Origin of the sequence: Rugamonas violacea (assembly GCF_016461825.1) — a bacterium.
GTDB lineage: Bacteria > Pseudomonadota > Gammaproteobacteria > Burkholderiales > Burkholderiaceae_D > Rugamonas.
The window spans coordinates 92,380-114,438 of record NZ_JAEMNU010000071.1; the positions used below are offsets into that span (position 1 = coordinate 92,380).

The 22,059-nt window shown below is 68.7% G+C and carries 19 protein-coding genes; 8 read left to right on the top strand and 11 right to left on the bottom strand.

Annotated features, from left to right (window positions below; translation table 11 throughout):
• Positions 1-30: 30 nt before the first annotated feature.
• The 7 genes from H7U20_RS30770 to H7U20_RS13630 form a co-directional block, all read right to left on the bottom strand.
• Complete coding sequence (locus tag H7U20_RS30770; RefSeq protein WP_199759681.1) at positions 31-1,401, bottom strand: tetratricopeptide repeat protein; 1,371 nt, start codon at positions 1,399-1,401, stop codon at positions 31-33.
• 260 nt (positions 1,402-1,661) lie between these two features.
• Positions 1,662-2,444 carry a metal ABC transporter permease gene (locus H7U20_RS13605; protein ID WP_199759682.1) on the bottom strand — a complete coding sequence of 261 codons (783 nt, stop codon included), beginning with the start codon at positions 2,442-2,444 and terminating at the stop codon, positions 1,662-1,664.
• A complete protein-coding gene (locus H7U20_RS13610; RefSeq protein WP_199759683.1) occupies positions 2,441-3,355 on the bottom strand; it encodes a metal ABC transporter substrate-binding protein in 915 nt (304 codons plus the stop codon). Before H7U20_RS13610 ends, H7U20_RS13605 begins: the two co-directional genes overlap by 4 nt.
• Before the next feature lie 9 nt (positions 3,356-3,364).
• Entirely contained in the window at positions 3,365-4,804 is a 1,440-nt protein-coding gene (locus tag H7U20_RS13615; protein ID WP_199759684.1) for a carbohydrate porin, read from the bottom strand.
• A 79-nt stretch (positions 4,805-4,883) separates the two neighbouring features.
• Positions 4,884-5,231, bottom strand: coding sequence for a hypothetical protein (locus tag H7U20_RS13620; RefSeq protein ID WP_199759685.1), 348 nt, complete (start codon positions 5,229-5,231; stop codon positions 4,884-4,886).
• Between the two features lie 107 nt (positions 5,232-5,338).
• Positions 5,339-5,968, bottom strand: a complete 630-nt coding sequence (locus tag H7U20_RS13625; RefSeq protein ID WP_199759686.1) for a 3'-5' exonuclease — start codon at positions 5,966-5,968, stop codon at positions 5,339-5,341.
• Positions 5,969-6,095: 127 nt separating this feature from the next.
• On the bottom strand, positions 6,096-7,346 hold the full coding sequence (locus H7U20_RS13630) for an Hsp70 family protein (RefSeq protein ID WP_199759687.1): 1,251 nt from the start codon (positions 7,344-7,346) through the stop codon (positions 6,096-6,098).
• A gap of 283 nt (positions 7,347-7,629) precedes the next feature.
• Here H7U20_RS13630 and H7U20_RS13635 point away from each other — a divergent pair, with 283 nt between their 5' ends.
• The 4 genes from H7U20_RS13635 to H7U20_RS13650 all read left to right on the top strand — a co-directional run bounded on the left by H7U20_RS13635 (position 7,630) and on the right by H7U20_RS13650 (position 14,310).
• The gene (locus tag H7U20_RS13635) at positions 7,630-8,727 is read left to right on the top strand and encodes a LacI family DNA-binding transcriptional regulator (RefSeq protein ID WP_199759688.1); all 1,098 of its coding nucleotides are present in this window, start codon (positions 7,630-7,632) and stop codon (positions 8,725-8,727) included.
• 61 nt (positions 8,728-8,788) lie between these two features.
• On the top strand, positions 8,789-10,945 hold the full coding sequence (locus H7U20_RS13640; RefSeq protein ID WP_199759689.1) for an ATP-dependent helicase: 2,157 nt from the start codon (positions 8,789-8,791) through the stop codon (positions 10,943-10,945).
• A gap of 270 nt (positions 10,946-11,215) precedes the next feature.
• Positions 11,216-11,941, top strand: coding sequence for a DUF3142 domain-containing protein (locus H7U20_RS13645; RefSeq protein WP_233410743.1), 726 nt, complete (start codon positions 11,216-11,218; stop codon positions 11,939-11,941).
• Positions 11,938-14,310: a hypothetical protein gene (locus tag H7U20_RS13650; RefSeq protein ID WP_199759690.1), complete on the top strand. Its 2,373-nt coding sequence runs from the start codon at positions 11,938-11,940 to the stop codon at positions 14,308-14,310. Before H7U20_RS13645 ends, H7U20_RS13650 begins: the two co-directional genes overlap by 4 nt.
• Positions 14,311-14,469: 159 nt before the next feature.
• Here H7U20_RS13650 and H7U20_RS13655 read toward each other — a convergent pair whose 3' ends face one another.
• The 4 genes from H7U20_RS13655 to H7U20_RS13670 all read right to left on the bottom strand — a co-directional run bounded on the left by H7U20_RS13655 (position 14,470) and on the right by H7U20_RS13670 (position 18,291).
• A complete protein-coding gene (locus H7U20_RS13655) occupies positions 14,470-15,057 on the bottom strand; it encodes a hypothetical protein (protein WP_199759691.1) in 588 nt (195 codons plus the stop codon).
• A complete protein-coding gene (locus H7U20_RS13660) occupies positions 15,057-16,499 on the bottom strand; it encodes a peptidylprolyl isomerase (RefSeq protein ID WP_199759748.1) in 1,443 nt (480 codons plus the stop codon). Before H7U20_RS13660 ends, H7U20_RS13655 begins: the two co-directional genes overlap by 1 nt.
• A gap of 17 nt (positions 16,500-16,516) precedes the next feature.
• The gene (locus H7U20_RS13665) at positions 16,517-17,539 is read right to left on the bottom strand and encodes a phospholipase (protein ID WP_199759692.1); all 1,023 of its coding nucleotides are present in this window, start codon (positions 17,537-17,539) and stop codon (positions 16,517-16,519) included.
• A 209-nt stretch (positions 17,540-17,748) separates the two neighbouring features.
• Entirely contained in the window at positions 17,749-18,291 is a 543-nt protein-coding gene (locus H7U20_RS13670) for a redoxin domain-containing protein (protein WP_199759693.1), read from the bottom strand.
• 155 nt (positions 18,292-18,446) lie between these two features.
• Here H7U20_RS13670 and H7U20_RS13675 point away from each other — a divergent pair, with 155 nt between their 5' ends.
• The 4 genes from H7U20_RS13675 to H7U20_RS13690 all read left to right on the top strand — a co-directional run bounded on the left by H7U20_RS13675 (position 18,447) and on the right by H7U20_RS13690 (position 21,981).
• Entirely contained in the window at positions 18,447-19,193 is a 747-nt protein-coding gene (locus tag H7U20_RS13675; RefSeq protein WP_199759749.1) for a response regulator, read from the top strand.
• 8 nt (positions 19,194-19,201) lie between these two features.
• Positions 19,202-20,614, top strand: coding sequence for an ATP-binding protein (locus H7U20_RS13680; RefSeq protein WP_199759750.1), 1,413 nt, complete (start codon positions 19,202-19,204; stop codon positions 20,612-20,614).
• Between the two features lie 198 nt (positions 20,615-20,812).
• Positions 20,813-21,292 (top strand): DUF6130 family protein, encoded by a 480-nt coding sequence (locus H7U20_RS13685; protein ID WP_199759694.1) that lies wholly within the window; start codon positions 20,813-20,815, stop codon positions 21,290-21,292.
• Between the two features lie 194 nt (positions 21,293-21,486).
• Positions 21,487-21,981, top strand: coding sequence for a hemerythrin domain-containing protein (locus H7U20_RS13690; protein ID WP_233410744.1), 495 nt, complete (start codon positions 21,487-21,489; stop codon positions 21,979-21,981).
• Positions 21,982-22,059: the final 78 nt, after the last annotated feature.

Sequence of the window (22,059 nt, forward strand, 5' to 3'; positions counted from 1 at the left end):
CGGCGCAACGACGGGTTTTAACAGCTCCGCTCAGGCGCGGTGGGCGGCATGCCACTGCCGCGCCAGGTCTTGGGCGCAGCCCAGCTGGGCCGGCGTCATGCCGCGCGCGATCAGCTTGCGGTTGGTGCTGGCCGTCTCGTCGCCGGCCTCGGCCGCCAGCGAGATCCACATATACGACTGCAGGGCGTCGCGCGGCACGCCGCGTCCGCTGCTGTACATGCCGCCCAGGTTGTACTGCGCCAAGGCGTGGCCCTGCTCGGCGGCGCGCCGATACCAGCGCACCGCCTGCGCGTCGTCCTGCGCCACGCCTTGGCCGTTGGCGTACATCACGCCCAGATTGTTCTGCGCGCTGGCATCGCCCTGCTCGGCCGCCGTGCGATACCAGGACACGGCCCGCTGCTCGTCCTTGGGCACGCCATGGCCGTTGGCGTAGATCACGCCGACATTGAACTGGGCATTGGGCGCGCCCTGCTCCGCCGCCAGCCGATACCATTCCAGCGCCCGCAGCGGGTCGCGCGGCACGCCCCGGCCATGCGCGTACATGCCGCCCAGGTTGTATTGGGCCAACACATGGCCGACCTCGGCCGCGCGCTTGTACCAACTGATGGCGCGCGCGTCGTCCTTGTCGACGCCTTGGCCGTTGGCCAGCATGATGCCCAGATTGAACTGCGCGTCCGGATCGTCCTGCGCCGCCGCGCGCGACAGCCAAGCGTAGGCGCGCAACTGGTCGGCCGCCACGCCGCGCCCCTCGGCGTAGGCGACGCCGACCTGGCGCTGGGCGGCGGCGTCGCCCAGCGCGGCGGCCTGGCGGAACCAGCTCAGCGCCTGCGCATCGCATTGCGCCACGCCCTGGCCGCGCTTGTACATCAAACCAAGATTGAGCTGGGCGGCGGCGTCGCCCAGCAGCGCCGCCTTGCGGAACCAGGCCAGCGCCAGCGGATAATTGCGCGGCGCGCCCAGGCCTTGGGCATAGGCCTCGCCCAGCAAGGTCTGCGCGCCCGCCACACCCTGGTCGGCGGCGCGGTGGAACCAACCCAGCGCCTGCTCGTCGCTGCGCGGCACGCCGCGCCCGCGACGGTACATCTGGCCGAGGTTTTGTTGCGCGGATGGATCGCCCTGTTCGGCGGCGCGGCGAAACCAAGCCGCCGCCTCGCCGTCGTCGCGCTCGGTGCCGCGCCCGTTGTAGTACATGGCGCCCAGGTGGTTCTGCGCGAAGGCCAGCCCCTGCAGCGCCCCCAAACGCATCCATAGAAAGGCGCTGACGTCGTCGCGTTCGACGCCCTGGCCCTTTTTCAGCAGTAGCGCGAGGTTGAATTGCGCGTAGGCGTTGCCGTGTTCCGCAGCCTCGCGGAACCACATGTAGCAGTCGTTTCTATCCTTGGCCGAACTTTGATTATTCATGCTCCACCTCCAGCCGGTCCAGCCGGCGAACGCCACCCCTGCGCGAATGCGCAAACCCAGCGCGACAATGTTGCCTAAATTATAAATGCCGGCTTGCAGGATAGGTTTGAGGCTGCTCAAGGAAAGTAATAAAATTGCATCAACTGGTGCCGAAAGGAATTATTAATTATGCGAACCACGTAAAAAAGGCTCTTCGCGGCGAACCGGGAAGAGCCTGGCAAACGCGACAAGCCGAGTGGATCGTCGCGCGGGATAAGCGCTCAGGAATGCAAGGTGCGCAAGCCGCCCGGCGGCTTGGGTCCCAGCGCGTAGACCAGCACCGCCAGCGCGGTCAGACACCAAACGATCAGCGCGCCCGACGGCAGGTCGTACAAGGTCGACAGCACCAGGCCGGCCGCGTAGCCGCCCGCGCCGACCAGATAGGCCAGCGCCATGCGCTTCTTGCCGACATAGTGGCGCACCGCCAAGCCGGGCACGATCAGGCTGGTGAACACCAGATACACGCCGACCAGTTGCACCGAGGCGGTCACCGCCAGCGCGAAGATCAGGTAGAAGCCGAGCCGGCTCAGACTGTGCTGGAAGAAGAACAGCGCGGCACTGATCAGCACGGTGCCTATGGCCGGCAACAACAGTTGCTGGTAACGCACCCACAAAATCTGCCCGGCAAGCAAATCCTGCAAATGCTCGCCGCCGTGCGGATTGTGCGCCACCAGCAACAGCCCGCCGGTGGCGGCGAGGATGAACATCACGCCGATCTGGGCCTCTTGCACCTCCGGCCAGCGCTTCTCGGTCCAGGTCAGCAGCAAGGCGCCCAGCACGGCGGCCGCCGCAGCGGCGCCCTGCACCGCCCAGCCTTGCGGATCGAGGTCGCCGACGCCGGCGATGATCACCCCCAGCGCGGCGATCTGGGCGATCGCCAGGTCGATGAAGACGATGCCGCGCTTGAGCACCTGGGCGCCCAGCGGGATGTGCGTCACCAGCACCAGCAGGCCGGCCAGCAGCGCCGGCAGGATGATCATCAGGTCCAGATCGGCCGGCATCATTTGGCGGCGTCCGTCAAACGTTGCACGGTCGAATCGAACAGGCCGAACAGGTCCTTGGCCTTGTCGTCGCCGCCGACCGAGAACGGCAGCACCAGCGCCGGGATCTTGGCGTGCTCGGCCAACCATTGCGAGGCGCGGCCGTCCTGATAAGCCGCGCGCAGCACCATTTTGGCCGGCTGGCGTTGCAACTGGGCCAGCAGCCCGGACAAGTGGGCCGCGCTCGGCTCCACGCCGGGCTTGGGTTCCAGCGTGCCGACCTGGCGCAGGCCCAGCCAGCCCATCAGGTACTCCATGTTCTTATGGTGCTCGACCACGGCGACGCCCTTCAGCGGCGCCGCCTGCTTCTCCCACTTCAGCATGGCGGCGTCCCAGCGCGCCGCAAAATCCTTCTGCCGCGCCTGATAATAGGCGGCGTTGGCCGGGTCCAGCTCGGCCAGACGCTTGGCCAAGCCGACGCTCACCAGGGCGATATTGTGCGGATTCTGCTGGATGTGCGGATTGCCGGCGGCATGCACATCGCCCTCGCTGCGGTCGACCTTGCCCGGCACGTCCAGGCGCGGCACCAGCACGCCGGCCTCGAAGTTGCCCGGCTGGCCGGCGGCGATCTTGCCGTTGCCCGACTGCTGCAACAGCACCGGCAACCAGCCCACCTCCAGTTCCAGCCCGGTGCAGACCAGCAGGTTGGCGTTGCGCGTGCGCGCGATCAGGCTGGGCCGCGCCTCGATGCGGTGCGGGTCCTGCAGCGCGTTGGTGGCGCTGGAGACCTTGACCTTGTCGCCGCCCAACTCTTTGCTCAGCGCCTCCCACTCCGGTTCGCAGGCCAGGATGTTCAATTCGGCACGGGCCGGCAACGCCGCGCCGGCCGCCAGACAGGCCAGCGCGGCGGCCAGGGAGTATCGTTTCAAGTTCATGGCAACTCCTTAGAAAGCGTGGGCCGCGTGCGTGCCCAGGCTCATGATGTACTGCAGGAAAATCTGATTGTCGCTCACGCCGGGACGCGACTTGTCGCGCGCCAACTGCAAGCGCAGCCGCGAAAACTCGGACGGGCTGTAGTCGAACATCAGGCTGCTGCGCGACGGCGTGTAGGCTTCCAGGATCGGCAGGCTGGCCAGGCCGACCGTGCCGTCGTCGACCAGTCCGATGCGTTGGCTGCCCGACGCCAGGCGGTCATAGCGCAGGCCGGCGCGCCAGTTCGGCTTGAACTGGTAGACGCTCTGCAGATACCAGCCCGACTGGGTGCTGGCGTAGCTGCCGCTGGCCGCGTTCTCGCCGCCGCTGTCGAGCGCCAGCACGCCGCTCTCGTGGCGCCGGAAGTATTCGCCCTGCAACTTGAAATTGGTCTGCGTCGGGTTGCCGTTCGGCGCCCACTTGAAGATGCCGTCGGCCACCCAGGTGCGCGATTTTCCGCTGAAAGCATGGTTCAGGCCGCCATCCTCGAAGGCCCGCTCGTTGGCGCCGGTGCGCAGGTGCGACAGGCCGACGCGGTAGCTGGCCGAGTCGCCGATGTCGTCGCCCAGGTGGGCGAAAACGGTGGTGGCGCCGTTGCCGTTCTTGTTGCGCGCCGTGCCGGGGAAGGCCGAGCCGTTGCCCAGTTCGACACCGACTTCGAGGAACTGGTCGAGCGGCGCCAGCCACTTGGCCTGCACGCCGTCCGGCTTGTACTGGCCGCCGAGGAAGGCCTGGTAGGCCAACGGCGCGTCGACGAAGTCCCAGGTGTGGGCGTGCTGGCTATTCATATAGCCGAGCGAGGACAGGAAGCGGCCGGCCTTCAGATTCAGACCATTGGACAGCGCGCGGGTCTGCACGAAAGCCTCCTCCACCCCCACCGTGTTGTCGGCGCCCAGCGCGAAGGTCAGCTGGCCGGCGAACTGCGGATCGATATTCGCCGCCATGGTCAACTCGGACTCGCCCAGGCTGAAACCGCGCGAACCGGGACCGCCCTCGCCGCCGCTCGGCACGAAGCCTTGCAGGCGATACTGGCCCGGGTCCTGCGACAGGTTCTGCATGGTGCCGCCGAGAATCATCGAGATGTTCGGGTTAAACAGATTCGACGCCGGCGCGGCGGCGGCAACGGCCGGTGCAGGCGCCGCCGTGGCGACCGGTTCCCTTGCGACGCCGGACGCCACCGGCGCGGCGGCCACGCTAGCGGCCAGCGCCTTGCTCTGCGCCTGCGCCTCGGTGGTGGCGACTTGCGCCTTCTCCAGGCGTTGCTCCAGCGCTTGCAGACGCGCCTCGTAGGAATCCTTCATCTGACGGATCTGCGCGCGGATCTCCTTGAGTTCCTTGCTATCGGCGGCCGAGGCCATGGGTGCGGCGAAAGCGGCGGCCACAGCGGCCGCCAGCAGGCTGTGTTTCAACATGTTATTTGTCCTGTACGAATGAATGCGGCGCGGCGCGGCCAAAGCGGCAGCGCTACGTTGTATCAAAAAAACGATGCAATCAGGACAGGACGGGCGGCGCGCGCGACTGGAACACGCACACGGTGCGCTGGCACAGCGACAGCGCGGGCGTGGAGACGACGGCCGTGGCGTCAACGCGCGCGGCCGGGAAGGAATGGAAAGGGGTATCGAGGGCGGAAGCGATCTGGGCGAAGGCCAGACACTGGTTGCAGCTATGGTCCAGCGCCAGCGACTTGGAGGCGCTCTCGGAGCGTTCCAGCACCTGCGCCTGCTCGCCGCCAGCACGCGCGCCGGCCCAATGCGTCAGGCCGTGCGAAATCCCCATCTGCTGCGAAACCAGCAGCAGAAGCGACAGCAAGGCATAGACGAAGGTGCGACGAACGTTCACAAAATATTAATTAAAGGGTCACGATGGCGGATATTGTAATGCGATCCGGTCCGACTCGGCGAAATTTTCGTATCAAGTCATCGCGCCCGGCGTCGCCCGGGCGAGGCTCAAACCGGCGGCGCCTGCTTCTGCAGGAACTGGTGCACCTTGGCGGCGGCCAGCTTGTTGACCGATTGCAGCAACGCCGGATCGACCTCGGTGATGCCGTAGGTGCGGCCGATGTGGTGGCCGATATGGATCAGCACCTCGGCGGCCACCTCGGCGTCGGACTCGGCCCTGTGCGCCGCGCTTTTGAAGGCGATGCCCAGCTGGCCGGACAGATTGCCCAGCTTGTAGCTGGACAGTTGCGGGAACACCCGGCGCGCCAGCTTGAGCGAACAGACCAGTCCCTGGTGCGCCGGCCGCAGGCCCAGCCGGGCCGCCTCGGCGCGCAGGAATTTCTCATCGAAGCTGGCATTGTGGGCCGACAGGGCGTCGTCGCCGATGAAGTCGAGCAGCGCCGGCATCACCTGCGCCACCGCCGGCGCGCCGTCGACCATCGCCTGGGTGATGCCGGTCAGGCCGGTGATGAAGGAGGGAATCCGCACATTGCAGTTGATCAGCGAGACATACCGGTCGACCACGCGGCCGCCGACGATGCGCAAGGCGGCCACCTCGGTGATGCGGTCGCCCATGTCGGGCGACAGGCCGGTGGTTTCAAAGTCGATCATGACGATCGGTTTGTCGAACACATTCATTGCGCGTTTCCTTGCGGTGGAGCCAGGGTGGGAAAGAGCGCGATTGTACCGCAGCGGGCAGGCCGGGCCAAACAGCTCGGCCGAAGAGCTCGGCCGGACAGCTCGGCCAAGCCGCCGGCCCGGGACCTCAGCCGAACTTGCGCACGGCGTCGATCGCCAGGCCGGCGCCGATGCTGCCGAACAAATCGCCCTCGACCTTGCGCGCGCCCGGCACCAGCGCGGCGATCTTCTCGCGCAGCGAGCGCACGCCGCTCGAACCGCCGGTGAAGAACACGGTGTCGACCTGCGCCGGCTTGACGCCGGCGTCGCGCAGCAGGTTCAGCACGGTGCTCTCGACCGAGCCGACCAGGTGGACGATGGCCTCGTCGAAGCCCTCGCGGCGCAGCTCCAGCGTCGCCGCCGGACGCAGCCGGTCCAGCTCCAGTTGCACCACCGGATCGGCCGACAGGGCGATCTTGCCCTCCTCCACCTTCATCGCCAGCCAGTGGCCGGCCCGTTCGTCGATCAGCTTTTGCAGCCGGCTCATCTTCTCCGGCTCGGCAGCGTCGCGGCTGATGTCGGCCAGCTGGGTCCACATCTTCTTGGTGTAGGCCAGGTTGATGGTGTGCCAGGTGGCCAGGTTGAAGTAGTAGCTCGACGGCACTTCGCTGTTGTTGCGCAGGCGGCTGCCGTAGCCCAGCAGCGGCATCACCGCCGACAGGCTCAGGTACTTGTCGAAGTCGGTGCCGCCGATGTGCACGCCGCCGTTGGCCAGGATGTCGTCGCGCCGCTCGGCCTTGCCGGCCCGCTCGGGCGACAGGCGCACCAGCGAGAAGTCCGAGGTGCCGCCGCCGATGTCGGCGATCAGCACCAGCTCCTCGCGCGCGATCTGCGACTCGTAGTCGAAGGCGGCGGCGATCGGCTCGAACTGGAAGGCGATGTCCTTGAAGCCGACCGAGCGGGCCACCTCGGCCAGCGTGTCCTCGGCCAACTGGTCGTTGGCCTTGCTGTCGTCGATGAAGAACACCGGCCGGCCGAACACGGCCGAGGTGAATTCGCGGCCGGCCGACTGCTCGGCGCGGCGCTTGATCTCGCCGATGAACTGGGCCAGCAACATGCGGAACGGCAAGGCGCGGCCGCCCACCTCCGTCTGACCGTCGATCAGGCTGGTTCCCAACAAACTTTTGAGCGAGCGCATCAGGCGCCCCTCGTAGCCGGCCAAGTACTCGGCCAGCGCGGCACGTCCGAAGCTGACCGCTTCGTCCTCGGCGTTGAAGAATACGACCGACGGCAAGGTCGTCTTGCCGTCCTCGAGACCCAGCATCACCGGGTGCCCGGGCCGTACCCAGCCCACTGTGGAATTTGACGTGCCGAAATCGACGCCGCAAGCAATGGCCATGTCGACCCTTCACGTGATAAAGGGGCGGGATTGTATCAGAAAAATGTCCACACCGACAGGCCCCGGCGCCACCTTCGCACACGGCGGCCGAACTTTCCACGGCCATTCGGGCCGGATAAGGCAGTTCGCGCCTTTCTTGTGCGCTCCGGAAACTTATTTCATGCAAGCATCATCCGGGGTATTGCCATAAAGTAATATGTTCGGCTATGCTCAAAGCCATAGCAGAGCCAACGGCGGCGCGCACCGCGCCGCACGGCGGCCGCCCGTCCGCGCACATGAGACAATGAAAAAAGCCAAGCCGTCCCCCAGCTCGCCGCCGTGCGGGCACCCCGCCGCCCACGAGGCGCGCCGCGTCACCTCCTACGACGTGGCGCTGGCGGCCGGCGTGTCGCAGTCCGCCGTGTCGCGCTGCTTCAAGCCCGGCGCCAGCGTGTCCAAGGAGACCTACGCCCGCGTCATGGCCGCCGCCGCCCAGCTCGACTACATCCCCAACGCCGCCGCGCGCAGCCTCATCACGCGGCGCAGCAACATGGTGGCCGTGGTCATCAGCAACCTGACCAATCTGTACTACCCGGAGGCGCTGTCCGAGCTGAGCCAGCAACTGGTGCGCCACGGCAAGCGCGTGCTGCTGTTCAACCTGGCGCGCGAGGCCGACGTCGGCCCCGCCCTGTCCGACATCTGGCAATACCAGGTCGACGGCGTGATCGCCTCGGCCGGCCTGAGCGACGAGCACATCGCCGAATTCGAGCGGCGCCACGTGCCGCTGGTGATGTTCAACCGCGCCGCGCCCGACCAGCGCGTCAACAGCGTGCTGTGCGACCAGCGCGACGCCAGCCGCATGCTGGTGTCGCGCCTGGCCGCCGCCGGCCACCGCCAGTTCGCCATCATCGACGGCCCGGCCGACTCCAGCGTCTCGGCCGAGCGGCGCCGGGCCGCCTGCGAGCGGTTGGCCGAGCTGGGCCTGCCGCCGCCGGTGGTGGTGCCCGGCCGCTACGACTACAGCAGCGGCGCCGACGGCCTGCGCGCCGTCATCGCCGAACTGGGCCGGGTGCCCGACGCCGTCATCTGCGGCAACGACGTGATGGCCATCGGCTGCCTCGACTGCGCCCGCCACGAGCTCGGCATCGACGTGCCGGGCCGCCTGTCGGTGGCCGGCTTCGACGCGGTCGAGCCGTCCAACTGGCTCAGCTACAACCTGACCACGCTGCGCCAGCCGATGCAGAAGATGGCCGCCGCCGCCGCCGACCTGCTGGTCAACCTGATCGACAGCCACGACACGGCGGCCGAGCGGCGCGTCTTCAGCGCCCAGTTCATCGCCGGCGCCACCGCCCGGCTCGGCGCGCCGAGCCTGCTGCCGAAGGCGCAACCGCTGGCCGCCTGAGTCGGCGGCGCACCCCGCGGCGCAACCCCGCCGCCGCACCCCGGCCGGTATAATGGGCGCGATGAATGAGCCCAACCTCCCCCGCTTCATCCCGCAAGGCCTGCGCCCCACCCCGGAACAGACCGCCATCCAGCTGGCGCAGAACAAGGTCGTGCTGATCGACGCCAACGCCGGCGCCGCCAAGACCACCACGCTGGCCATCCGCATCGGCGAGGCCATCGCCCGCAAGCTGGCGCCCGAGCAGATCCTGGCGCTGACCTTCACCCCCGAGGCGCGCGACGTGATGCGCCAGCGCCTGCTCGACGTCGGCGTGCCCTACGCCACCGTGGCGCGCATCGCCGTGCTGACCTTCGAGGACTTCGCCGCCCGCGAGCTGGCCCGCGTCGACAGCGACGACGCCAAGGCCTGCCCGCAGCCGCGCCAGCTCAAGCCCTATGCCCTGGCCGCCATCGAGCAGGCCGGCGCGCGTTTCAGCGGCCACTACGAGGACCTCGACCTGCGCACCCACAACATCGCGCTGAGCCAGTTCCTCGACGTGCAACTGAGCCTGAAGGCGACCATGGCGCTGGAGCAGGTCGACGTCGACTACCTCGGCCCGGAGGAGTGCGCCGAGCAGCTCAACATGACCTTGACCGACTTCCTGGTCACCACCGAATACGAGCGCATCCGCCTGGGCAGCCGCGAGGGCGCGCTGTTCCGCGGCCCCTTCGACGCCACCTACGACCTAGCGCGCAGCCTGTCGGCCATGCCCGACCTGGCGCAGGACATGGCGGCCTACCGCGTCGTCGTCTGCGACGAGCTGCACGACTTGAACGAGGCCGCCTTCCGCATCCTCAACGCGTTGATCGCCAAGCCGACCTGCTTCTTCGTCGGCGCCGGCGACAAGGACCAGGTGATCCACGCCAAGCTGGGCGCCAGCGAGGACTTCCTGCGCCACCGCTTCGGCCAGAGCTATCCGAACCTGGTGCGCTACCCGCTGACCTACACCTACCGCCACGGCCCGCACCTGGCCTACGCCATGTCCGAGTTCAAACGCAAGCCGGTCGACTCCAACCTGCCGCTGCGCACCGAGATCCGCGACGGCCACTACGACAGCGGCGCCGGCCTGGACGCCTGCGCCGAGCAGGCCGTCGCCGCGCTGGCGCAGTGGAAGCGCGACGGCAATCCGCTCGACGGCTGCGCCATCCTGATCCGCGACCGCCACCAGTCGGTGGCCATCGAGAACGCGCTGATGCGCGCCAAAATCGGCTACCGCACGCCGGAGATGGCCGGCTATCTGCAGCGCGACGAGATCCTGTTCCTGCGCGGGATGATGGCCTTGGCGCTGGACGACCTGCAGGCCGTCAAGTCCTACGAGGTGCGCACCGCCATCGTCGAGGCGCTGGCGATCTTCGCCGAGGTCGAGCTGACGCCGCAGAAAATGGAACAGGCCAAGTTCGCCATCGCCAAGGACCCGCAGCTGCTGCGCGACTTCTTCAGCGCCTACATCAGCAGCGACGAGCGCGAACAGTCGCGCGCGGCGGCGCAGCAGATCACCGAGGTCATCGCCGCCCTGAAAGAGGCCGGCGCCGAGACCAACGCCGAGCAGGCCTTGCGCGCCGTTTGCGTCCAGATGCAGCTGGAGACGGCGGCGCGGCGCATTTTTGTCCGTCCCTACGACGCCAGCGTGGTGGCCAAATCGCTGGCCGGCTTTTTGGCGGCGGCGGCCGGCACCGGCATGTCGCTGCGCGACTTCTGGGCCTGGATCAACGCCAGCGAGGCCTTCGCCAGCCGCAAGCGCGACAAGGACGTCGTCGCCATCGAGTGCGTCGCCAACGCCAAGGGCAAGGAGTACGCCCACGTGCTGCTGCCCTTCCTGGAGGTGGGCGAGTTCCCCAGCGCCCTGTGCGCGCTGCGCGACGAGGAGAACCTGTTCTACGTCGCCGCCACCCGCGCCAAGGCGCGCCTGACCCTGCTGTCGCCGAGCGACGCGGCGCAGCGCAGCCCCTTCATCGCGCAAATGCGGCTGGCCAAGACCATGGCCGCCGCCGACGCCGCGCTGGGCCGCAACGAGGAGCGGCCGCGCGCCGCCGCGCCGGCGCGCCAGTATCTGACCGCCACCTTCCACGAGCGTCTCGAAGTCAAGGCGCTCGGCGCCGAGTACGACCTGGCGCGCAAGGCCTGGTTCGTGCCCACCGGCCTGGATCTGAAACCCTTCGCCCGCTGGATTCGCGGCTAACTACGCGGCTGACTGGCGGCTAACTGCGCGGCTAACCGTACGCTCAGTCGCACGCTTAGCTTTTGCGCACAGTTGTATCGGTTACAATTTCGTCTTGAGCGCCCGGCACCCGGCCGGGGCGCGCAGCAAAGAAATCGCCTGACCATGCAGCTTCACCCTCGTCACACCGCCGCCCGGCCACCGCCACGCGGTGGCGCCGGCCGCGCGTTCGCGCGCCGCCTATTCGCCGCCCTCGGCATCAAGCAACCATGCGCCCCGCCCGCAACGCTGTTGCGCCCCTTGCCCGCCATGCTGCTGTGCGCCCTGCTCGGCGCCGGCGCTCCCGCCAGCGCCCAACAGATCGCCTGGTTGTGGGACGAGGCCGAACTGCCCGCCTGGTCGGCGCCGGAGGCCGCCGTGCTGCACCGCCACGTGCTGCTCAGCGGCGCCGCCATCCGCACCCGGCCGCGCATGCGCCAACCGGCGCTGCCGGCGGGCACCCGCATCACGCCGGTGCTGCACGTCGAAGTCAGCATCGTGCGCCCGCCCGAGGACATCGAAGGCAGCCGCGCGCTGATCGTCGGCGCCGCGCTCGACGCCGCCGCCGACAGCACCTCCGGCTGGGTCCAGCTGGACATGGAGGCCAAACCCTCGCAGCGCCAGTTCTATCAATCGCTGGTGCGGCAGATCCGCGCCGCGCTGCCGCCGCGCATGCGCCTCAGCGTCACCGCGCTGACCTGGTGGTGCCGCTCGCCCGCCTGGCTCGACAACCTGGACGCCGACGAAGTGGTGCCGATGTTCTTCCGCATGGGCCGCGACAACGCCGAGCTGCGCCAACTGATCGAACACCAACCGGAGCAGCTGCACCAGCGCTGCCGTGGCGGCGCCGCCGGCTTCTCGCCGCAGGAACCGTTCAGCGCCGAGGTCGAGGCGCGCTACAACAAACGCTATTGGTTCGACCGGCGCGCCTGGCGCCGCTCCACCTTCATCCCCAGCCAATTAAGGAGCACCCCATGATGCTACGCCTGATCGCCGCCTGCGCGGCCCTGGCCTGCGCCGACGCCGCCGCCAGCGGCGGCGGCGACAACTACGACCGTTTCGTCAACCGTGGCGCCAGCGACATCGCGCCGACGCGCTACCAGAACGGCGAATTGGGCGTGCTGCTGCCCAGCTTCGAGCGGATGTATTTGTACAGCGCCTGGCGCGCCATCGCGCTCGGCCCGCAGGAACTGAAGACGCTGCCCAACCGCGCCGGCGGCCTGGAACGTTCGCTCGGCAGCAAGGTCGGCGGCTGGCTCGACGCCGGCCAGGGCAGCAAGATCTACGCCGCCTGGCAGGGCGCCGTCGCCGCCGCCCTCAAGCGCGCCCCGGCGCCGAAGAAGGACAACGACATGCTGGCCTCCGGCTATCTCAACTGCCCGAGCGGCGCCTACGTCTTCGCCACCGGCACCTTGGGCGAGCTGGCCAAGCGCGCCGACGCCACGCCGGCGCGGCTGGCGGCCTGGGTCGCCAGCCAGCGCCAGGTGTTCAAATTCTGCGGCGACGATCCGGACGCCACGCAACGCGGCTATGGCGACGCGAAAGTCGTCGTGACGCCACCGCTCGAACTGCCGGCCACGGAGGCGCTGTACTGGCGCCAGATGCAGCAGTATCAACTGGCCGCCGCCGCTTTTTACGACGGCAACTACATCGTCAGCGCGCAGCGCTTCGGCCAGATCGGCGCCACCGCCGACCACCCCTTGCGGCAATGGGGCGACTACCTGAACCTGCGTTCGCTGGCGCGCGCCGCCAGCCAAGCCGCCAGCCAAGCGAACAATCAGGCGGCCGAACAGAACCAGGGCGCGGCGCGCACCGTCAAGGTCGGTGCCAGCACCCTGCAAGAAGACCGCTTGACGGCCATCAGCGTCGCGGCGCAAAAAATCCAGCGCGACCCGGCGCTGGCCAGCCTGCACGAGGCCAGCCGCGCCATCGTCCGCGCCATGCAGGTGCGGCTGACGCCGGAGGCCCGCTTCGCCCAACTCAGCAAGCTGCTCGACGATCCGCGCGCCGATCCCTACCTGGACGACCACCTGGGCGACTGGCGCGTGCTGGCCGACGACCGCCTGTCCGACTGGACCAGCAAGGAGAAGCAGGCCGCCTCGCAGCAGCTGCGCGCCGTCACCGGCTTCATGGACTGGATACAAACGCTGCAGCAATGCGGCGCGCCGCACAATAGCGATGGCGATAGCGACGGCGCCGCCGCCAAGGCCGCCGACAGCGGCTGCGCGCCGCAACGCGCCCATGCCCTGCAACAGTGGCGTAAGCACGGCGGCGACGCCGGCCAGACGCGCGTCTGGCTGGTCGCCGCCGCCCTCAAGGCCGGCCAGATGCCGGCCGACCTCGAACAGGCCGCGCTGAAGGTGCCGGCCGGCGCGCCCGAGTACCTGACCGTGCGCTACGCCCTGGCCCGCCACTACCGTCTCAAGGGCCAGGCCGAACCGGCCCGCGCCATCGGCGACGCCATGCTGGCCAGCCCGGCGCTGTCGGCCAGCGCCTCGTCCGATGCGCGCAACCTGTTCCTGCAAGAGCGCTTCGCCGTCGCCAGTTCGCCGGCCGACGCCGCCAACTACCTGCTGCGCAGCGTCAGCCGCAGCGCCGACGCCGACACCGGCGAGAGCGCGCGCGTCGCCGAAGCGCCGCAAGTGGCGGCCGACGGCCTGCGCTGGCTCAACGGCGGCCTGAGCACCGCCGAGCTGCTCGCCCTGGCCAGCCACCCGAAACTCGACGCCGGCCTGCGCGCCAGCATCGCCGTGGCGGCCTGGATGCGCGCCGACCTGCTCGGCCAGGGCGAGCTGGCGCTGCAAGCGGCCCAGTTGGCGCAAGCCGCGCCGGCGCTGGCCGACGCCATGCGCCAGTACCGCGCCCTGCCCGCCGCCCCGGCGCGGCGCCACGCCATGGTCCTTAGCGCGCTACAGTATGGCCTGTCGCCGGTCGTCAACGGCAGCCGCATCGAGGCAGGCAGCACGCCGCGCGACAAGGCCGAGACCCTGGCCGATCTGTGGTGCAAAATCCCGCGCGGCGCCGCCGGCTGGGGCGAGCCCGACACCGCCGTCGAACTGTCGCCGCCGGCGCCGGAGACCGGCCGCGCCGAGTCGCGCAAGCAGGAGATGGCCGCGCTGGGCGCCCTGCCCACCTCGACCGGCTTCATCGGCGCCCACGTGCTGCAACGCGTCGCCGCCGTGCCGGCCGACCCGGACCTGCCGTGGCTGCTGCACGTGGTCGTGCAGTCGACCCGTGGCGGCTGCCTCGACACCGACGCCAAAGCCTTGTCGAAGAACGCCTTCAACCTGCTACACAAGCGCTACAAGGGCGACGAATGGGCGCGCAAGACGCCCTACTTCTACTAACGATGGCTGAAACGCCGGCAAACCCCAGCGGCACAAACTAGGGTCGGACCCGCGGGGTCCGACCCTGGCTCCTCGCCTGTGGGCCTAGCCGGCATTCCCGCGCCCCAGGCCGAAAAAGCCAAACCGCCCGCCACGCTAACGGCATGACGGGCGGCGATCCTAGCGTCTGGTCGGCGCCGGCGCGCTGGCCAGGCCGGGATTGTCCTTGATAACAAGCCGCCGCTGCTCCTCGATGCGACGGATCTTCTCCTCCACCTTGGCGATGTCGGCAGCCGGCAGTCCGGCCGCCCTGGCCCGCTCGACGTCGGCGCGCAAGGCCGGCAGCTCGCTCTCCGCCGCTGTCACATAGGCGCTGAGCATGCGCTGCTTCTGCCCCTGTTCGTATTGGCGGTAAGCCTCCGGGTCGGCCAGTTGGGCCGCGCTGGCCCGCTCCGGCGCGGCCTCGTCGCGTTGCAACGGCGGCGTGCGCTGGTCGCCATGCTCGCGCGCCTCGGCCATGCTCAACCACGCCGAACGGTTGCCCTCGATCGGCGGCAAAGGCACGCGCTTCAACTCCTGCCCATCGTCCGCCATGGCGCCGAACCATTGTCCGCCGGCCGCCGAAGCGGGCGCGGCGCCGGCCAGCGCGGCGCCCCCGCCCTGCGCCGCCGACGGCGCCAACGGCATCACCCCGGCATGCGGCGGCCAGCTCCACCAGGCCACCGCACCCGCCAACAACAAGCCCGCCAGTCCATGCAGTGGTTTCATCAGCTCCGCTCCAATATCTGCAAAGGTTGATCCAACACGCCGCGATTGAGTTCGATGCGCGCCTCGCGCAGCACGCGTGCGCGCAGTGCGGCCAGCTGCGCCAAGGCCTTCTCGCGCGCCACCGCGTTGCTGGCGACATAGCGCACCGCTTCCGAATCGGCCGCCTGCATGCCGTTCACCCGCTGCTCGACCAACACGATCTCCCAATACGCCGGATCGTGCGGACCGACCGGCGCGCGAATCGGCCGCGACACCTCACCCTTGTCCTGCGCGAAGGCCAGTTGCGCCAGCCAGTCCGGCTTGCCTTCGTGCTTGATCCAACCGAGGTCGCCGCCGTTGCGCGCGTCGGCCGCGCGCGAATGGCGCCGCGCCAGCGCGGCGAAGTCGCCGCCGGCGCGCAGCTCCGCATACACCGCCTGCGCGCTAGCCTCGTCGGGCAGGCGGATATGCCGCGCCTTGACCCGCTCGATGCGCACGAACTCCTCCTGATGCTGCCGATAATATGCCTGGATCTCGGCCGCGCCGGCCTGGCGCGCCAACTGTTCCAGCAGCGCGCTGCCGGAATCGGTGTCGATACCGATGCCATGCAGGCGTTGCAGCGCCAGCACCGCCTCCTGGTCGGCCAGCACGCCGCGCAAATCGTCGACGGCGGCGCCGCCGAACTGACTGCGCGCCCAGTCCAGCACGAACAACGCGGCCAGGCTCTGCATCGCCTGCTGCTGCAGGAAGTCGGCTTGGCGGGCGAACAGTTGCGAACGGCCCTGCACGTTTTGCCGCCGATAGATGTCGTACAGGCTCAACACACCCTTGGCACCGCTCGGCATGGCATAGCGCAGCACAACGACGTTCTTCGCCCGCGCCTGCTGCTGCTCGTTCAAGGCCAGCTCCAGGCGCAGCTGCCCCGCTTTGCCGAACACCGCGTCGAGCGCCGCGCCGTCGAGCGCCGCGCCGTCGAGCGCGGGACGCTCCGTGACCACGCCATTCAGGCTGCCACCCGGCAGGCGCAGCAGGACCTGCTCCAGCTCCTTGCCATACAAGCCGCGCAGGCTGCCGGCCAGTTGGTCGTCCAGCGCCACGTCCTGCACGAAGCCGACCCGTTGGCCCGAATACAGCGCCGCCTCGCCGTAGGTCTTGCGCGCGGCGGCGGCCAGCAGACGCTCGCCAATCAAGGTCTCCAAGGTCGCGGTGCGCGAGACTTGCGGCTGCTTGAAGCGCGCCAGGCGCCAGGCGGCGTCCAGCGCGAAGGCGTGCAAGGGCGCGCCGTTGACGCGCGCCGCCAACGCGGCGTCGCGCACCGGGTAGCTCACCTCGGCGCCGGCCGGCAAGGCCGTCGCCAGCACCACGCCGAGCAGCAGCCCCGCCAGCACGGCCGGCCGGCGCCCGCGTCGGCCACCGGCCAGCGTCGACGCAAACGCCTGCTCCGTTGCCGTTGCCGTTGCCATCATCCTCGCCAGCTCGATCAATTGGCCAGCCGTTCGGCGGCGCGGTTCAGCACGTGGACCACCATGGCGATCGAGTGCGGGATCATCTGGCGGCCGACGCGGCTGCGGTCGGCCTGGTCCTTCGACGACAGCACGATGCCGCCGTTGGCGTACGAGTAGGTGCCGCCCTGGGTCAGCAGCGGACGGATGTCGACGCCGTTGGCCGGCACCGGCGTGAAGTCGGCCAGCGCGGCCGTCACCAGGGCCGGATTGTTCAGGTTTTCCTTTTCGTAGTAGTCGAGCACCCACTGTTCCCAGCCGCCGTGGTCGTGCGCCGAGGTGGTCCAGGTGTGGTGCGGCTGCAGCAGGTCGGTGGTGTGCAGCACGAAGCCCAGGGTCTGCGCGGTCGGCTGGGCGAGGAACTGCTGCCACCAGTACTGGCCCAGATTGTCGATCGGCTGGAACGGCGCCTTTTCGAAGTCGGTGTACTGCTCGGCGCTGGAACTGCCGCCCAGGCGGTAGTGCGCCTCGGTGACGCCGTAGCTGTTGTACTTGCTGCTGTCGCCGAACAGTCCCTTCAGACCGCCGGCGCCGTCGTCCAGATAGTCGCCGTACAACCAGCCGGCGGCCAGGTTGTCGACATCGCCGGCCACCGCCAGCTTGGCGTAGTTGTAGCCGCCGAAGGGGTTGCCGTGCACGTCGGCGCCCGAGGTGTGGTTCTGGAAGTGCCAGTACGAGGTGTACTTGACGATGCTGGCGCCCGCGCCCCACACCGGCGCCTGCTGGCAGTTGCCGGTCGAGGCGCCGCACAGGTAGGTGTCGGCGAAGTCGTCGACGTCATAGGCGCCCTGGCCCAGCGCCTTGGCGAACTGCTCCATGGTGTAGCCGGCGCGGGTCACGCCGGCGGCCAGCTTGGTGTAGTTGGTGCTGCCCGGGTTGGCCTTCATGTAATCGATCGCGTCGAGCACGATGCGGCGGTGGGTCTCCTGCTGCCAGGCTTGGGCCGGCGCCTGGGCGAATACGGTGAGGGCCAGTCCGGCCGCCAAAATTGCTGATTTCATCTTTACCCCTTGGTTGTTTTTTATTGAGAAAGTTGATACAAGGCAACAAGTCTACAACAGAAACCGGTGGTGGAAGTTGTTTTCAGACCATCAAAATGGTGGGTATTTTAGAGCCCTTTCACTACAATAATGTGATCCTTGCAACGCTATTAAGGTAGCGCTACCACAATTATCTGGCAGTAATGAATCGCCGCCGTAGCACAACCGTGCTAGCCCGCCTGCGCCAACAGCGCGCGGATCGCCGCCTCGGTCTCCTCGTAACGGCCCTCGCCGAAGTGCTGGTAGACGATGCGGCCCTGCTTGTCGATCAGGTAGAACGCCGGCCAATAGCGGTTGTGGTAGGCGTTCCAGGTGGCGTAGCCGTTGTCCTGCGCCACCGCGAAGCGAATGCCGAACTTGCGGATGGCGGCCGCCACGCCGGCGCTGTCGCGCTCCTCCGGGTACTCCGGCGTGTGCACGCCGACCACCACCAGCCCCTGCGCCTGGTACTTGTCGTGCCAGGCTTTGACGAAGGGCAGCGTGTGGTAGCAGTTGATGCAGCTGTGGGTCCAAAAATCGACCAGCACCACCTTGCCGCGCAGTTGCGCGAGCACCAGCGGTGGCGAATTGTGCCATTGCTCGATGCCGCTGAACGGCGGCGCCGGCAGCGGCTTGGCCAGGGCGGCGCCCAGCGCGGCGGGCGCCGCCACGACAAGGGCGGCGATGCTCAGGCCGACGGCGGCGGCAAACGGTTTGACGAATGTATTGCGCATGATGCGGACTCCTGAACGGGGGAAAGCCTGTATTGAAGTGCGCCGGCGTATCGCGCATATGTCGCCGAACGGTGCCGCGTGCAAGGTTTTGTATCGCCGGCGGGCGCCGATACACTGTGACACAAACCGCCTTCGCGCTGCGGTATCATGCGCCGATGGACAATCCCGACCACATTCTGATCGTCGACGACGACCGCGAAATCCGCGAGCTGCTCGCCACCTATCTGCAAAAGAACGGCATGCGCGTCACGCTGGCCGCCAACGGCAGGCAGATGCGCGCCGCGCTGGAGGACGGCCCGGTCGACCTGATCGTGCTCGACCTGATGCTGCCCGGCGAAGACGGCCTGACCCTGTGCCGCAATCTGCGCGCCGGCGCCTGGCGCGCCACGCCGGTGCTGATGCTGACCGCGCTGGCCGAGGAAACCGACCGCATCATCGGTCTGGAGATGGGCGCCGACGATTACCTGAGCAAACCGTTCGCCGTGCGCGAGCTGCTGGCGCGCATCCGCGCCGTGCTGCGCCGCGCCCGCATGCTGCCGCCGAACCTGCTGCAGCAGCAGGACGAGCCGGCGCCGCTGCTGCACTTCGGCGACTGGCGGCTCGACACCAGCGCGCGCCATTTGCTCGACGCGGCCGACACCATGGTGGCGCTGAGCGGCGCCGAGTACCGCCTGCTGCGCGTCTTCCTCGACCACCCGCAGCGCGTGCTGACGCGCGACCAGCTGCTCAACCTGACCCAGGGTCGTGACGCCGACCAGTTCGACCGCTCGATCGACCTGCTGGTGAGCCGTTTGCGCCAGCGCCTGGGTGACGGCGCGCGCGAGCCGCGCTACATCAAGACGCTGCGCGGCGAGGGTTATGTGTTCTCGGCCAGCGTCAGCGCCGTTGGAACGCTGCCTTGAGCCCGCCCCTGCCGCACCGGACCCGTTGGTCGGGCGGGCACGGTTGGCCCGGCCGGAGCGTTTGGCCGCGTAGCCTGTTCGGCCGTCTGGCGCTGATCCTGTGCGCCGGCCTCGCGCTGGCGCAGGGGCTGTCGTTCGCGCTGGTCGCCTACGAACGTGGCCAGGCCGCCACCAGCATGATGCTCGGCTATATGGAACGCGACGTCGCCAGCTCGCTGGCCCTACTCGACCGCCTGCCGGCCGCCGAACGCGCCGCCTGGCTGCCCCGGCTTGAACGCGGCGGCTACAGTTTCATGCTCGGCGCGGGCGCGGGTGAAGGTGCGGGTGCGGGTGCGGGTGCGGGTGCGGGTGCGGGTGCGGGTGCGGCCGGCAGCGTGGCGGACGCGCGCCTGTCGGCGCAAGTGGAGGCCTCCTTGGCCGAAGCCATCGGCAGCCACTACACCGTCAGCGCCCACCCGCTGCCCGGCGCCGGCCAACGCTTCCAGGTCCACCTGCGCCTGCGCGACGGCGCCGCGCTGACCATCGACCTGCATCCGCGCGGCATGCCGCTGTCGCCCTGGCTGCCGCTGCTAATGCTGCTGCAACTGGCGCTGCTGGCGGCCAGCTGCTGGGCCGCCGTGCGCTTGGCGACACGGCCGCTGAACGAGCTGGCCCAAGCCGCCGATTCGCTCGGCCCGGACCTGCGCGCCACCCATCTGTCCGAACAGGGACCGAGCGAAGTGGCCCGCGCGGCGCGCGCCTTCAACGCCATGCAGCAGCGCATCGCCGGCTACATAAGCGAGCGCATGCAGATCCTGGCCGCCATCTCGCACGACCTGCAAACGCCGATCACCCGCATGCGCCTGCGTACCGACCTGATGGAGGATGAACCGCAGCGCGACAAGCTGTGCGCCGACCTGAAACAGATGGAAGCGCTGGTGCGCGAAGGCGTCAGCTACGCGCGCACCTTGCACGGCAGCGCCGAACCGGCGCGCCGCATCGACGCCGACGCCCTGCTCGACAGCATGGTCTGCGACTACCGCGACGCCGGCCAACAGGTGGTGCTGCGCGGCCGCGTCGGCGCCGCGTTGCACAGCCGGCCGCTGGCGCTGCGCCGCATCCTCGGCAACCTGTGCGACAACGCGCTGGCGTTCGCCGGCGCCGCCGAGCTGGAGGTGGCCGTCGACGCGGCCGGACGGCTCAACATCGCCGTGCTCGATCGCGGCCCCGGCATACCGGACACGCAACTGGAGGCGGTGTTCCAGCCCTTCTACCGCCTGGAGTCGTCGCGCAACCGCGCCACCGGCGGCACCGGCCTGGGCCTGGCCATCGCGCGCCAGCTGGCGCAGGCCATTGACGCCAGCCTGACCTTGCACCAGCGTCCCGGCGGCGGCCTGGAAGCGCGCCTGACGCTGGCGGCCGAGCCAAACAAAAACGACTGATCCGGCAGCAAGTCGGCCGCCTTGGCCTACAGTTTTGTATGCCCGTGTATCCGTCCCGGGCGAGGCTACACAGGCTTGCGAAATGCCGCAGGGCCGACACAATCCATACACCCGCAGCTGGTCTACTGGGTCTGGCCAACCGCGCCACGCGGCCGGCAACATCCGCCAACACCCGCCAACCCACGCCAAGGACTTTGTATGCCCGAACTGTTTCACGCCCTCAACGCCAGCTATCGGCTGGTCCGCGCCGGCGGCCTGGCCGCCCTGCTGGCCAGCGCCGGCGCCATCGTCCTCCCGGCCAAGGCGCAGGACGCCAACGGCGCCAAGCCCGCCAGCACCGAGCCGGCGCCCAAGCTGATCGTCGCCACGCCGCTGGCGGGCCCGCTGAGCCAGGGACTGGTGGTGATTCCCTATCAGGTCGAGAACATCCGTATTCTGCCGGTATTCGGCAAGGTGGCCGCCGCCGTCAGTCCGCGTCTGGGTCATCTGCACATCAGCGTCGACGACGCCCCCTGGCACTGGCTGGACGCCAGCGGCGAGCCGCTGGTGCTGCAAGGCCTGCCGGCAGGCCCGCACAAGATCACCTTCGATCTGGCCAACGCCAACCACGCGATACTGACGAGCGAGACCGTGAAGCTGGTCGTTCCGGAGGGTGCGCCGGGCCACCAAGGCCACTGACGGCGCATGGCGCCGGCACGCCATACGTTGAAATCCTACAAAATGTCAGCCACGACGCCTACATCGTGCCGCCGGGCCTGGCCTAACATGAACTGACCCGGGCACCGTCGCGCCAACGCGGCCATGCCCGGCTCCCCTCAACACCATTTTCACGGAGCCAGATCATGCCAACCACGTCCAAAATTGCGCCAGCCATGCCGAAAAAGATACCAACCACCTCCCCGGCCGGCGTCGACGCCATCACCTTGCTGATGCAGGACCATGAGAACGTCAGGGCGCTGTTCGAGAAGTTCCAGGGCTTGAGCGACCGCGCCAAAGTCAGCAAGAAAAAGCTGGCCGAGCAAATCTGTCTGGAGCTGATCAAGCATGCCACCGCCGAGGAGGAGTTGTTCTACCCGGCCGTGCGCGAGGCCAGCGACGACAACCAGGACTTGATCGACGAGGCGGTGGTGGAGCACGCCGCCGCCAAGGAATTGATCAGCGAGATACTGGCCATGGAACCGGGCGACGAGCTGTACGACGCCAAGGTGAAGGTACTCTCCGAGCAGATCGAGCACCACGTCCAGGAAGAGGAGAACGACATGTTCCCCAAAGCCCGCAAGGCGAAGCTGGACCTGGCCGCGCTGGGCGAGGCGATCGCCGAACGCAAAAACGAGATCGAGCTGCCGCAACCGCCGCAGCTGCAATAGGCGCCGCGGCAGCCTTAAGGGCACCTCGAAAAACCACCAAATTGTCGTTCCCGCGTAGGCGGGAACCCATGCTGAGCC